The organism is Chlamydia sp. 16-02 (assembly GCF_042235055.1).
GTDB lineage: Bacteria > Chlamydiota > Chlamydiia > Chlamydiales > Chlamydiaceae > Chlamydia.
The window spans coordinates 950344-964395 of the sequence record NZ_CP114172.1 but is presented as its reverse complement, the minus strand read 5'-3'; the positions used below and the strand labels follow the sequence as shown (position 1 = coordinate 964395).

Below are 14052 nucleotides of genomic sequence, written 5' to 3'. Positions count from 1 at the left end.
ATTTCGTGCTCATGTTTTTGAAAACCTGTGAATCCTAATACTTTTTAAATGCGTACTTTATAAAGTATAGCGATCCACATGCCTTTTCGAATATAATCACGAAAAGCGAATTATATTGTAGCAAGATATTACTACAAAGAATTTTTATCTTAAGAACTTTCCGGATATGAATTTATATTTCCGTAAAAAGAATCTATAAAAAAGAAAAAATAGTGAGCTATTTTCCTGATTTATAAACTTCTATACGCATAAAAAATATATTAGCAATAGCATACGCAAAAAATTACAGATAAATAACTTGTAAACACTATAGTGAACGAAATACAGCTTCTACAGTTTCTCCGATAAGGGCTGGGGATTCAACGACAGAGACTCCTGATCTTCTTAAAGCTTCTTTCTTACTTTTCGCATCTCCAGAATTTCCTGAGATAATAGCTCCAGCATGTCCCATGCGTTTTCCTTTAGGAGCAGTTTCCCCTGCAATAAAAGCTACGACGGGTTTCGTGCAGTAGGTTTGGATCCATTCTGCAGCCTCTTCCTCAGCACTACCCCCAATTTCTCCAATCATCAAGATAAGTTCTGTTTGAGGATCATTTTGAAATTCTTCAAGAACATCAATAAATGAAGTTCCATTTAGTGGATCTCCCCCTATACCAATACACACACTTTGTCCTATGCTCCGTTGTGTAAGCTGCCAAACGGCTTCATAAGTTAAAGTGCCTGATCTAGAGACCACACCTACATTTCCAGGAAGATGGATATATCCTGGCATAATACCAATTTTACATGCTCCAGGTTTAATAATTCCTGGACAATTAGGACCTATAAGTCGAGAAGCACTATGTTGCATAACATGGCTTACTTCGAGCATATCTTTTACTGGAATACCTTCCGTAATACAGACAATTAGATCAATCCCCGCATCCTCAGATTCTAAAATAGCTTCTGCAGCATAAGCAGGAGGAACAAAAATCATCGTCACCTGGCAATTAGTATCTTGTTTTGCTTCTAATACAGAATCATACACAGGAAGATTTAGATGCTTGGTTCCTCCCTTTCCTGGAGTCACTCCAGCAACGAAATTAGATCCATAAGCTAAGCACTGCTCAGTGTGAAATGAACCTGCTTTACCTGTGATTCCTTGAGTGATTATCGGTATTTTTTTACTTAATGAGCAAAACATAAAGCTCCTTAAATTTGTTTACTTAACGCTACAGCAAGCTGCGCACCCTCATTTAAGGAATCTGTGAATTGGCAGGGGATTCCTGAACGTTGTACAATATCTTTTCCTAATTCTACATTTGTGCCTTCCAAACGCACCACTGTAGGAATGATGTTTTCTCTGGTTTGCATAACAGCAACTAGTCCTGAGGCAACCGCAGAACAATCCATAATTCCACCAAAGATATTGATAAAAAGAACTTCTACATTTTCGTCTGAAAGAACTAAAGAAACAGCCTCTTGAATTTGCTGCTCTGTAGCACTTCCTCCGACATCAAGGAAATTCGCTGCGGATCCCCCGTGAATTTTAAGAATATCTAACGTGCTCATAGCTAATCCAGCACCGTTTACCAAACAGCCGATATTCCCCTCTAGGGCTATGTAGGAAAGTCCTATCTGTTTAGCGAGCACATCACGGACGTTTTCTTGAGAAGGATCGTATAATACTTCAAGTTTCGGATGACGATATAAAGCATTGTCATCGATAGTTACTTTAGCATCTAAAACAAGAAGATCTCCTTCTTGAGTAAGTATTAAAGGATTGATTTCAAGAAGAGAAGCATCATTATCATAGAAGCACTGAACAAGCTTTTTAATTAGCTGTACACCTTGTTTTCCTGTATCCCCTTCCCAGTTCATAAATTTAATGATCTGTCGAAGTTGATAGTTGTATATACGAGCAAAAGGCGTTAGAGGGACTGTAAGCAACTGATCAGGATATTTCTGAGCAACCTCTTCGATATCGACACCGCCTGCTTTTGATAACATAATCGATGGGCAACGGTTTTTCCTATCCATAATCACCGCGAGGTAATACTCAGTAGCAATATTTACCAGAGGGGTAATAAGAACTTTTTCTACGGGAAGGGCTTCTCCAGAAGTTTGGTTACTTACAAAACGCATATGCAATAATTTCTGAATAGCTGCCAAAATATCAGAAGGAGATTTAGCAACGATTACACCACCATTTTTCCCTCGACCTCCAGCATGTACCTGCACTTTAACAACGCCTGCGCTTATACCCAATTCCTTAAGTATCTGCTCCCCTTCTTCAACAGAAGAGGCTACACGATAGGGAGGAATAGCAATATTGTAAGAGACTAGAAGATCCTTAGCTTGGTATTCATGAAGGTGCATAAATAACCCTTTGAATTTTCCTCCTTATCTTGTATCATTTCTTTTACTTCAACTAACTTTGCTCTAATCTGTGTTCAAGTTCTTTAGTAGCAAGATTCAGTCTTTATTTAAAAAATCCCTCTCCACAGATCTTCTAGAATTTACAGAAAGTTTATTTTATGAAGCAGATTTTGGTTCAGATCTGACTGAAGAGCTGTGTTCTCGATTGCGCAAGTGTCGCAAGCCTGATGAATCTACCGTTAAAGATCTTGTCTGCGCGCTACTTCGTGAAACAGTAGCCAATCTTCCTCGTATAGAGTCCCCTAAAATACAGGAGCCCTTCGTATCCTTAATGCTGGGAACAAACGGATCTGGGAAAACTACAACAGTGGCTAAACTAGCCCACCATTATCAATCTCGATCAGAGAAAGTCATGATTGTCGCTACTGATACTTTTCGTAGTGCCGGCATGGATCAGATGCGTTGTTGGGCTGAAAAATTAGGTTGTGGATTTGTCTCTGGGAAACCGGGTGGCGATCCCGCAGCTATTGCTTACGATGGCATTGCTTCTGCTATATCCCGGGGTTATAATCGTGTACTTATAGATACTTCCGGTCGTTTGCATACTCATACTAATTTATTGAATGAGCTATCAAAAATTGTTTCCGTTTGCAATAAAGTGCATCCAGGATCCCCCCATGAAAGGCTTATGACTATAGATGCAACTTTGGGTGGCAATGTTATTGAGCAAGTTCGTGTTTTCCACGACACTATTCCTCTATCCGGATTAATCCTTACTAAAGTTGATGGTTCTGCTAAAGGCGGGACCTTGTTTCGCGTAGCAAAACAATTAAAGATCCCTACAAAATTCGTCGGTTATGGCGAACTTATTGGGGATCTTGAAGAATTTCATATAGATAGGTTCTTAGAAAAGCTTTTCCCTTCTTCCTAAACTTATATTTTTTAGTTTCTTTTTCCTGAGGAAGAGAAAATCTGTAGAAGATACCAAAATATCATAATGACGTTGCAATACATCTTTAATGCCATAATTAAAGATAGCTTATAGCTTAAATCTCCATCATTACCTACATTCTGAGCTACCTTACGGATTGCTTGCGCATCCACAACGGTCAACCCCACAAAAATTGCTAATCCTAGATAGCAAATTAGTAGGTAGAAAATGGGCATATAAACAAATATGGACACCAATGCGAATATCACAGATACCAGCATTAAACCAATCAGAGCGAACATCAATATACTACTCATCTGTGTAAGATCACTTTTGGTAAAAGCTCCATAAGCAGCTGACAAACCAAAAATCAATCCTGCAGATCCAAAGGCAGCCCAAACGATTCCTCCACCATACTGCGCAGCATAGACAGGCACTAGTGTTCCAAAGAACAATCCCTCTAAAGCGGAGTAGGCTAAAAACAATCCCATAACTGCAGGAACAGAAAGCTTATGGATCTTAGCATTGATGTAAAAAGACACTCCTAAAGTAGCAATACACCAAATCCACCAGAATGAAAATAAACTTTTATACATCCCAGAAAAGTATAATCCTAATGATACAAAAGTCGTTACAGCAAGACCTGCAGTCATCCAGCCATAAACCCTAGATGTAAATGTTCCCGGTAAACGAGATTCTTGTGCGTAATCACGATCGTATAGTCCCATGTAACCTCCTATACTCACACATAATTAAAAATTAATAAACGTGCTCTTGTTTTATTTAAAACTTATAATAAAGGCTAGCTAAATTAATTACCACTACCAAGAGCATTAATAATAAAACCAATTTTCCACCTGGGATTAAATGTTTTTCTTGATAATGTTTTTTACCATAACGACCTTTCCAGACCATTAATACGGGAAACACTCCAATAATTAAAGCAGCACCTATGCCTCCAGCATAATTAAGACATTTAAGGACAATCTCAGGATAGCACATTGACCATGCTAAAGGGACAATAAAAGTTAAAAAGAAAATAGAAAAACTGTGTTTCTTTTTATTCCACTGAAAAGCATCAATTAGGAAGTCCATAACACCCAAAGCCACGCCTAAAAATGAAGAAACCAAAGCGAAGAAACCAAAAAATTCTCCAGCAATATAAAACATTGAACACTGCAATGAATTTTTCATAGCTTCTACTGCCGTATAGCCATTTTCCTGAGCTTTCATAAGAAAGTCTAAAGGAATTACTCCTAAAACAAGAGCTTCCCAAATCACGTATAAAATTAAAGGAATCAAGCTACCTATAATAATAGCCTTTCTAACATCTTTAACTTTCTTATCCATGTAGTAATACAGTGAGGGAACCACACTTTGGAAACCAAAAGAAAGAAAGAGAATGGATAAACCATCCATAGAACGTATCCACGAAGCACGCAAAAGTAGTTCGGGTTGTAAAGCTAAAACTCCTAAGATACAAAATACCGCAAAAGCAATAGCTAATCCGAAAACAAAAAAGCGATTACAATAATCTACGACTTTTGTCCCCATCATTAATGTAGGGCAAATCAAAACTGCAAATGCCAAAGGGGCTGCGTGACGTATCCAAGGAATATCTAATCCCTGACAGCCAAAAATACGAAATAGGATGTTTCCTCCCTCACAAAAGTAAGCGATAAGTAGAGAGTAAAATAGAAATAGATAAATGAGCCACATGAAGATCTTACCCATATCCCCTAAGGTATATTGAGCCATCGACAACATGTTAACTTGTTGCTTATCCTTAAACCAAGTCATAACTTCTAGAAGGCACAGCCCAGATCCCATAGAAAAAAGCCAAGATAGTACGTACAGAAGAGTCGTGGGAAGAAAACCTGTATATGCTGTTAATACAGGAACTGCTAACACGCCAGCACCTATGGCTGTCCCCGCAATAATGAGGGAACCTCCTAAAATCTTGCTAGACATAGAAAAACCTTTCGAATTTTGTCTTATATTTTAGAATTAAAGATAATTAGAAATAAAAACACTAAGCTTTTACTTTATTCAACAGTTACAGACTTTGCCAGATTCCTAGGACGGTCTATTTCATTGCCTTTTTTCAAAGCCATGGTATAGGCCATAATCTGTCCCACTATTGTGTAAAGGATAGGAGATACTAAAGGATGACTATCAGGAACATATATCTGGGAATCTGAAACCGCAGCAATATCTTCTTGTGATTCTGAAGCTATGGCAATCACATGAGCTTGCCGAGCTTTCACTTCCATAATACAACCCACCATCTTTTCATAGACCAGTGGGTCGCCACAAAAAGTAATCACTGGAGATCCCTTACTAATTAAAGCAATAGGTCCGTGTTTCATTTCGCCAGCAGGATAACAGTTAGCTTCAACATATGCAATTTCTTTCAATTTCAAAGCAGCTTCCATACAGATAGGATACATCAAGCGACGTCCTAAAAATATGAATCTATCTTCATTACAATAATCATTCGCCCATGAATGCAGACTTTCGTTTGCTAATAAGCGATTACATAATTCTGGAAGCTCAAGCAAACCTTTTCCATAAACACGATGTTCTTCTAACCTTAGTGTTTGTTTTGAAGTAGCTAATTTTAATCCTAACAAAATCAGTAAAAGCAATTGTGCAGTAAAAGCTTTTGTAGAAGCGACGCCAATTTCAATACCTGCTTCTAAAAATAAGCAATGATCCACACCTATAGCTAATGCTGATTCTTCAACATTACAAATTCCTAAAACACAAGCAACTTGTCTACGACGAAATTCTTTTAAAGCTGCCAGTGTATCAGCAGTCTCTCCAGATTGACTAATTAAAATCGCTAAGGTCTTTTTCCCAATATATGCCTGTCGATAGCGAAATTCTGAAGCAACTTCCACATGCACAGGAATAGAAACTAAAGACTCTATAATGTACTTTGCTAAAAAGCCTGCGTGATAGGAAGAACCACAAGCAACAATAGAAATCTCATCAAAATCTTCTATCGAGAAATTATATAAGAATTTTTCACTGACACATCCCTGAGAATCTAAATATTTATGAATGAGACGTTCTAAAACTTCTGGCTGCTCATAAATTTCTTTAAGCATGTAATAACTATAGCCCTGCTTATCCGAACCTGCATCGGCATAAGCAACTTGACGTACTTCTTTCTGAATGCGCTTTAAAGCAAAATTATACGTCTCAACTTCACTGCCAAGACCTACAACAGCTAATTCTCCAGAAGCTAAAGTTTGAACACTTTTTGTATATTTTAAAAACGCACGCGTATCAGAAGCTATAAAATTCTCCTGCTCTCCTAATCCAATGATTAATGGACTTTCCTGTGCTGCACAAAGCAAAATATTAGGATGATCTTTATGAATAAGACCACAGGAAAAACTTCCCTGAAGTTGTGATAGAGTCCAAGAGAAACTATGGACCAAATCTCCTGTAGATTGATAACGAAAAGCAAATAGCTGAACAATAACTTCAGAATCTGTATCTGAAGCAAAGGCAATACCTTCAGAAAGAAGTAGCGATTTTAATTCTTTAAAATTTTCAATAATCCCGTTGTGGACAATAGCACAAGTGGAGTTTTCATCAACATGAGGATGAGCATTCTTCACTGTGGGGATGCCATGCGTGGCCCAACGAGTATGACCTATAGCTAATGATGATGATACGTTATCTTTTTCTAAAGAGCTTCTAAGCTCATCGACACGGCCTATTGTTTTTTTTACGAACAACTGGCCCGGGACAACGGCTGCAACACCTGCGGAATCATAGCCCCGATATTCTAGCTTAGCTAATCCATCCAAGACTAAAGGAACAGCTAATTTAGATCCTAAATATCCAAATATTCCGCACATACATTCCCCTATTCTATAATGCCCGCTCCCAACTCAGAATCAACAATATCCGCTATAGTCTTAGCAAGGGAGTCCACTTGATGCTTCTTTAAACCTTCAACCATAACCCTGCAAATATTTTCAGTTCCAGAATATCTTAATAAAACACGACCAGAATCACCTAAAGATGATCTCACATCTCTAAGAGCTTCTTGGACTAAGGGCAAAGTATCTAAAGGAATTTTCTCCTTTACAGATACGTTGATAAGCGCTTGAGGACTTTTAACAATTGGGGATGTTAAATCTGAAAGTGTAGATTCACTTTCAATCATAATGCGTAACACTTGCAAAGCAGAAACAATGCCATCTCCAGTAGTATTATAATCCAAAAAGATCATATGACCACTCTGTTCCCCACCCAGATTTGCCTCATGCTCTAACATATTCTGTAGAACATGACGATCTCCTACAGGAGAAATCAATGTCTCTATCCCTAAGCTTTCTAGATATTTTAACACGCCGAAATTAGTCATTACAGTAGCAACAACACGGCTACCATTCAAAAGATCCTTTTTCTTTAAATCATTAGCACAAATACTCAAAATCATATCGCCATCAACAATATGACCTTTTTCATTTACCATGATAATACGATCGCCATCACCATCTAAAGCTATTCCCACATCAGCCTTATGCTCTATTACAGCTTTCTGAATTACTGATGGAAAAAGAGCTCCACAGTCATCGTTGATATTACTTCCTGTAGGCTCACAGCCATAACAAATCACTTCAGCATCAAGTTCTTCAAATACAGAAGGAGCAACCTTATAAGCAGCACCGTGTGCACAATCTAAAACTATCTTCAATCCTTTTAATGTTCTTCCCCTAGGGAAAGTGGCTTTAGCAAATTCTATGTAACGACCCATAGCATCCACTACACGCTTATTCTTTCCCACAGCATAATCTTCAGGCAAATCTCCAAAATCTCTATGAGCTACCATCTGCTCAATACGCCGTTCTATAACATCGCTAATTTTAAAGCCTTCTGAAGAAAAAATCTTTATCCCATTATCCCAATAGGGGTTATGGGATGCGGAAATCATAATTCCAGCATCTGCACGATAAGCGCGGGTAATAAAAGCTACTCCTGGAGTAGGAATGGGGCCTAACACTAGAGTTTCTATCCCCATAGAAGTCAAACCCGCAACAAGTGCATTCTCAAACATATATCCTGACAAACGGGTATCCTTGCCTACGACGACACGATGTTTTCCAGGTTTACTCTCCTGTAAAACACCTGCAACGGCCTTACCAAGTAATACAGAAAGCTCTACAGTCATAGGCTCATAATTGGCTCTTCCTCGAACCCCATCCGTACCGAAAAGTTGTTTTACTTCCTTTGTCATTTATTTCCTTAAAGATTCATCAATAGATTGAAGAGTTGCTCACACCTCTAGATTGAGGTATTAAAATAGTATTCGCATGGATTACCAGAGCATAAGATAAGTTAGGAATTCTAACTTAGGTTGCTCTCCAAAGAGCAACTGTTTGTATTTACTGAATTTGAAATCCCTACCATCTTCCTAATCCCTTTTAAATCTTCTAACACAAAACTAAAATTGTTATTAGAGAAATCATATTCTTGGATACGTGTTTTTGACATACGCATATAAAAAATCCGTTTAGAAATTTCCTAAAGAATAGATTGCCAGTTAAAATCCTACATGCCCTTATATAAATTTTTTAAAATCATCTTGATGCAAAAATAAAATATTTTCTCACATAGAGTATAAACATCCCCCAAATCTCGCAATAACAGTCGGGTTAAGAAATTGTGGGGAATTAAAATAAAAATTCTCTGAAAAAACATAGATAAATAATAAAAAAAAATCCTTGTATAGGGTATAAAGGAATGTCTTTCGGCTAGGCATTTTGTTCTTGCAAACTTCGATATTTTTGCTATGGTGAAATTCCCCTAGAAAAAAGAGTGCTTTTATAAACCCTTTTTCTTCCAAGACTTTTTAACACTTGATATCTATAATAAATGGTCTGTGACAACAAAACTCTCTTGCGTAGAGGCTTAGAATTGTTTAGAAAAATTTCTAAATCTGCACCCGCTCCCATTATCTATTCAGCTACCGACCACAATATAAAACTCAAAGACTTTTCTCCTCACGCACTCTCTGTAGTAAAAACTCTACGAAAAGCTGGCCACAAAGCGTATATTGTTGGTGGATGCATCCGCGATTTGTTACTCAATACAACTCCTAAAGATTTCGACATCTCGACATCGGCCAAACCTGAAGAAATCAAAGCTGTTTTCAAAAATTGTATACTTGTTGGGAAACGCTTTCGATTAGCCCACATACGCTTTTCGAATCAAATTATCGAAGTTTCTACCTTCCGTTCAGGAAGCACTGATGAAGATTGTCTCATTACTAAAGATAATCTTTGGGGAACAGCTGAGGAAGATGTTTTAAGAAGAGATTTTACAATCAATGGCCTTTTCTATGACCCTACAGAAGAAACAATCATAGATTATACCGGCGGGGTTAGTGACTTACAAAATCGGTATTTACGTACTATAGGGGATCCCCTTGTACGTTTTAAACAAGATCCGGTGCGAATGTTGCGTTTGTTGAAAATTCTTGCGCGAGCTTCTTTCACAGTAGATCCTAAAACCTTAGAAGCACTTGAGGAATGCCGTTATGAGTTAATTAAGAGCTCTCAAGCACGTGTTTTTGAGGAACTCATTAAAATGTTAGGCTCCGGAGTCTCTTCTGAATTTTTCAAGTTAACTGTTAAATATCAGATATTAGAAATCCTTTTTCCTTATATGGACAAGGCTTTTCGTTTAAATAAAATTTTAGAAAAGCAAACCTTTGCTTGTTTAGATGTTTTAGATGAAAATGTATTAAGTAAAAAATATAATTATGATCGTCATCAGCTTATGGCTGCATTTCTATTTCCTATTGTGAATTTCAATGTGCGCTATAAGCATCGGCAGCATCCAAGTTTATCTTTAACTGCTGTCTTTGATTATATTAAAAACTTTTTAGGGAAGTTTTTTGCAGACTCCTTTACTAGCTGCTCTAAAAAAAATTTTATTTTAACAGCTCTCGTGTTGCAAATGCAATATCGGTTAACTCCGCTAGTGCCAACAAAGAAAATTCACTTCTTTAACCGCAAGTTTTTAAACCACGTACGTTTTTCAGAGGCTCTTTCTCTTTTAGAAATCCGTAGCCTAGTTTATCCCAAACTAGATAAAATACTTGCTGCTTGGATTCGTCATTACCAAGCTATACAATATAAAAAGGAACTTCCTTCTTGAGTTTAAATTAGCCATGTTTCCTCTTTATCTGGTTCATGTACTGTATCCTATAGGATTGATCGCCAACTTATTTTTTGGTAGTGCGTTTACCATCCAGTGGTTTTTAAGTGAAAGACGAAAGAAAGCCTATGTCCCCAAGGCTTTTTGGATTTTATCCTCTATAGGAGCGATTATGATGATCGCTCACGGTTTTATCCAAAGCCAATTTCCCATAGCTTTACTTCATGGGGCAAATCTTATTATCTATTTCAGAAATCTCAATATTGCTTCCTCTCGCAAGCTTTCATTAAGAACAACATTAGTAATTCTTGCTTTAACCTTATTTTTTACAACACTACCATTCGTACTGGAGGCATATTACCATCCCCATATGGAGTGGATGGCCTCTCCTAATATCTTTCATCTTCCTTTGCCTCCACCAAATATTTACTGGCATATTGTTGGCTGTTTAGGGTTATTTACCTTTTCCTCAAGGTTTTTTATCCAATGGTGCCATTTGGAAATGAATAACCAATCTACTTTACCAGCATTATTTTGGCAGGTAGGTTTCATTGGAGGTTTCTTAGCATTCATATATTTCATACGTACCGGAGATCCTGTAAATATCCTCAGCTACGGCTGTGGTCTACTTCCCTCACTGGCAAATTTACGTATTATGTATAAGAAATCACGCTTATCAGAATTTCATAACCATAGCTGCTTCTTATCCGCAGGAGAGCCCAGCGGGGATACCTTAGGAAGTGATCTTCTTCGTAATGTCAAAGCTCTGAACCCTGATATACGTTGTTTCGGTGTTGGAGGACCTTTAATGCGTAAGGAAGGACTCGAACCTCTTATTCGTATGGAAGAGTTTCAGGTATCAGGATTTTTAGAAGTTTTTAGTGCTATTTTCAGCTTATTTAAGAAATACAGAAAACTCTATAAAGCTATTCTTAAAGAAAATCCTGAAACCGTTTTTTGCATAGATTTTCCTGATTTCCATTTCTTCCTAATTAAAAAGTTAAGAAAATGTGGATATAAAGGGAAAATTGTTCATTACGTTTGTCCAAGTATTTGGGCATGGAGGCCTAAAAGAAAGAAAGTCTTAGAAAAATATCTCGACACTCTTTTGCTAATACTTCCCTTTGAGAAGGAGATTTTTAAAAACTCTCCTTTAAAAACTCTCTATCTAGGGCATCCTTTAGTAAAAACCGTCTCTAATTTCCAATATTGCAACTCATGGAAACAAAAGTTAGAAATTTCTGACCAACCCAGTATTGCAGTATTTCCAGGTAGTCGACCAGGGGATATCTTTAGAAATTTACAAATACAAGCTCAAGCATTTTTATCCTCATCATTAGCACAATCACATCAATTGCTTGTGTCTTCTTGTAATCCTAAATATGACAAGAAAATGCTAGAGCTTCTAGAAAAAGAAGGTTGTCGTAATAGCAAAATCGTCCCCTCAGAATTCCGTTATCAACTCATGAGAGATTGTGATTGTGCTTTGGCAAAGTGTGGGACTATTGTTCTTGAGACTGCATTAAATCAAACCCCAACGATTGTTACCTGCCTTCTAGGGCCTTTTGATACCTTCTTAGCAAAGTATATCTTTAAGATTCTTATTCCCGCGTATTCCCTGCCAAACATCATTACAGGATCTATCATCTTTCCAGAATTCATAGGTGGCAAACACGACTTCACTCCAGAAGAAGTGGCAGCGGCAATTGATATCCTCGCAAACCCTACAGCTAAAGAAAAACAAAAATATGCCTGTCAGCAACTTCTCAATACTATGACAGAAAACATAGTAACTCCTAAAGAGTGTCTGCAAGCTATATACTCACAAAAAAAATCGTTTTCACTTAGAGAATAACTTTATCAAGAAATTTAATCCCAAAGGCTCTCAAGCTTAATTTTATAATCTATTCAAGAATATAATTTTTGATTAAAACAAGTGTTGCTTCACCTCCTAACCAGATGAAGCAACTTGAGTGATTAAGATTTTCTAAGAAAGAAAATCTTGGGTTAATGACTTAATAAGAGCTATTCATCATCATCCTTACCAGAGATAGCCAATAGAGTAGATCTTTGTTTAGGATTTAAAGCTAAAGACATAGTCTCAACAACAGCACCGCTTTTCGCTGCGTCTTTTGTTAATTGAACTACTTGCTCTCTTAACGCTTTGATTTCCTCATCTTTTTCGATGATTACCTTAGCTTGTAACTGAGTAGTTTCTATGCTTGCAGTTAGATCTTGTCTTGTAGCTGTTACTTTAGCTTTTAATTCATGAACCTTAGCCTTATAGTCCTGAATCTGTTCTTTATAATTGCTTATCTGTTCTTCTAATTCTGCTCGCAACTTGGCTATTTCAACTCGGTGAGCTTCCTTCAAAACTGCAATTTCTTCACGATGTTGATTTTCTTTTTGTATTATAGTGTCTTTCAAGCCACCTATTTCTGTTTCTTGATCACTGATCTTTTTATACAATTCTGTGTTTGTAATATCTCCAACCTGGACTCTTGTATAATGAACAGTGCCACCAGTTAAACTAGAGAGTTTTTCTTTAGCTTCTAAATAACTAGAAAGTTCTTTAGATTTTTTCTTCTCTAATTTCTTCTCAATATCCGAAACCATACGCTCATAAAGACTCAACGTAAACTTCAATTTTGCAAGTTCAGCTTCTTTCTCTTGGATGCTCTTTTGCTGTTCCTGATCTCTAGTTATATATGAGGAAATTTTCAGCTTATTTTGATTAAGTTCTTGTTGTAGAGTATTTAAAAGAGTTTTCTGTTGTTCTTGTTCTGCAGTACGCTCTTTCTTCTCTTGTTGCAGCAATGTTGTAAGATTTTTATTTTTCTCTTCTAAAGCTCGAGTAATTCCGACTTCTTTTGTAAGCTTAGCAACTTTTTCACGAGCCTCACTCAATTCTTTTCTAAGTCTAGTTTGTTCTTGGATGAGTATCTCACGCTCAGATGTTGAAGCTTCGCTTTGCTGATCTAATTTTTTTTGAAGCTCGGTTATTTGCTCGTCCATCTTCTTCTGAAGAGCTGATAGCTCTTTCTCTTTTTCCTCTAAACGAGTTTTCTCTTTTTGAAGCTCTCTTTCAAGCTCAGACATTTTAGTTTCTAAAACACCACGAGTTTTCTCATTTTGGAGTTTTTTAATCGATGTAGTTAGTGTGTTGATTTGCTTTTCTTTTTCTTTAAGCAATTCACGTATTTTCTTTTCTTGAGCTTCTTCTAAAACAACTTTTTCTTTTCTGAGGCTATTTATCTGAGTATTTAATTCCTTAACCAGTCCATCATGAGATTGGCCTTTAGATTCCAACTCTTGAACTTTACGTTCTAATTCCAAAATTCTATTGGTTTTTTGCATCATTTCTGTTTGCATACCAATAATGCGGGCTTCAAGGACATCGATCAAACTAGAACTACTCGTTACTAAAGCACATAGGGCTTCTTGCAACTTATTACAAGCTGGAAGGACTAATTGAACATCAACTAAGGTGAAAATATCTTCGATTTGTTGAAGAATGGTGTTATAGCGCGCTTGCGCTTCTTGATAGGCAGTAGTTTTATTTGCTAATTCTTGTTTGG

At 37.0% G+C, this 14052-nt stretch carries 10 protein-coding genes; 3 read left to right on the top strand and 7 right to left on the bottom strand.

The features are described from left to right. Positions 1 to 307: 307 nt before the first annotated feature. Entirely contained in the window at positions 308 to 1183 is an 876-nt protein-coding gene (sucD, locus tag O1W70_RS04150) for a succinate--CoA ligase subunit alpha (protein ID WP_332381658.1), read from the bottom strand. A gap of 8 nt (positions 1184 to 1191) precedes the next feature. Further along, positions 1192 to 2358 (bottom strand): ADP-forming succinate--CoA ligase subunit beta, encoded by a 1167-nt coding sequence (gene sucC / locus O1W70_RS04145; protein ID WP_332381659.1) that lies wholly within the window; start codon positions 2356 to 2358, stop codon positions 1192 to 1194. A 70-nt stretch (positions 2359 to 2428) separates the two neighbouring features. On the opposite strand from sucC, the gene ftsY reads away from it, so the two are divergent. Beyond that, positions 2429 to 3289 carry a signal recognition particle-docking protein FtsY gene (ftsY, locus tag O1W70_RS04140; RefSeq protein ID WP_332381660.1) on the top strand — a complete coding sequence of 287 codons (861 nt, stop codon included), beginning with the start codon at positions 2429 to 2431 and terminating at the stop codon, positions 3287 to 3289. Positions 3290 to 3300: 11 nt separating this feature from the next. On the opposite strand, the gene O1W70_RS04135 is transcribed toward ftsY, so the two are convergent. The 4 genes from O1W70_RS04135 to glmM all read right to left on the bottom strand — a co-directional run bounded on the left by O1W70_RS04135 (position 3301) and on the right by glmM (position 8549). Then, positions 3301 to 4017, bottom strand: coding sequence for a Bax inhibitor-1/YccA family protein (locus O1W70_RS04135; protein WP_332381661.1), 717 nt, complete (start codon positions 4015 to 4017; stop codon positions 3301 to 3303). Positions 4018 to 4072: 55 nt separating this feature from the next. Further along, a complete protein-coding gene (locus O1W70_RS04130; protein ID WP_332381662.1) occupies positions 4073 to 5260 on the bottom strand; it encodes an aromatic amino acid transport family protein in 1188 nt (395 codons plus the stop codon). 74 nt (positions 5261 to 5334) lie between these two features. Continuing rightward, positions 5335 to 7164: a glutamine--fructose-6-phosphate transaminase (isomerizing) gene (glmS, locus tag O1W70_RS04125; RefSeq protein WP_375797207.1), complete on the bottom strand. Its 1830-nt coding sequence runs from the start codon at positions 7162 to 7164 to the stop codon at positions 5335 to 5337. A gap of 8 nt (positions 7165 to 7172) precedes the next feature. Then, positions 7173 to 8549 (bottom strand): phosphoglucosamine mutase, encoded by a 1377-nt coding sequence (gene glmM / locus O1W70_RS04120; protein WP_375797206.1) that lies wholly within the window; start codon positions 8547 to 8549, stop codon positions 7173 to 7175. A gap of 638 nt (positions 8550 to 9187) precedes the next feature. Between glmM and pcnB the strand changes: the two genes are divergently transcribed. Further along, positions 9188 to 10474: a polynucleotide adenylyltransferase PcnB gene (gene pcnB, locus O1W70_RS04115; protein WP_375797205.1), complete on the top strand. Its 1287-nt coding sequence runs from the start codon at positions 9188 to 9190 to the stop codon at positions 10472 to 10474. A 13-nt stretch (positions 10475 to 10487) separates the two neighbouring features. Beyond that, positions 10488 to 12329 (top strand): lipid-A-disaccharide synthase, encoded by a 1842-nt coding sequence (lpxB, locus tag O1W70_RS04110; RefSeq protein ID WP_375797204.1) that lies wholly within the window; start codon positions 10488 to 10490, stop codon positions 12327 to 12329. 170 nt (positions 12330 to 12499) lie between these two features. Here lpxB and O1W70_RS04105 read toward each other — a convergent pair whose 3' ends face one another. Beyond that, the gene (locus O1W70_RS04105; RefSeq protein ID WP_375797203.1) at positions 12500 to 13921 is read right to left on the bottom strand and encodes a hypothetical protein; all 1422 of its coding nucleotides are present in this window, start codon (positions 13919 to 13921) and stop codon (positions 12500 to 12502) included. Between the last annotated feature and the right edge of the window lie 131 nt (positions 13922 to 14052).

What these genes read in the sequence shown, in the direction of transcription:
- lpxB (WP_375797204.1), top strand. Translation starts at nt 10,488, where the DNA reads ATGTTTCCTCTTTATCTGGTTCATGTACTGTATCCTATAGGATTGATC.
- O1W70_RS04135 (WP_332381661.1), bottom strand. Translation starts at nt 4,017, where the DNA reads ATGGGACTATACGATCGTGATTACGCACAAGAATCTCGTTTACCGGGA.
- glmM (WP_375797206.1), bottom strand. Translation starts at nt 8,549, where the DNA reads ATGACAAAGGAAGTAAAACAACTTTTCGGTACGGATGGGGTTCGAGGA.
- sucC (WP_332381659.1), bottom strand. Translation starts at nt 2,358, where the DNA reads ATGCACCTTCATGAATACCAAGCTAAGGATCTTCTAGTCTCTTACAAT.
- sucD (WP_332381658.1), bottom strand. Translation starts at nt 1,183, where the DNA reads ATGTTTTGCTCATTAAGTAAAAAAATACCGATAATCACTCAAGGAATC.
- O1W70_RS04130 (WP_332381662.1), bottom strand. Translation starts at nt 5,260, where the DNA reads ATGTCTAGCAAGATTTTAGGAGGTTCCCTCATTATTGCGGGGACAGCC.
- pcnB (WP_375797205.1), top strand. Translation starts at nt 9,188, where the DNA reads ATGGTCTGTGACAACAAAACTCTCTTGCGTAGAGGCTTAGAATTGTTT.
- glmS (WP_375797207.1), bottom strand. Translation starts at nt 7,164, where the DNA reads ATGTGCGGAATATTTGGATATTTAGGATCTAAATTAGCTGTTCCTTTA.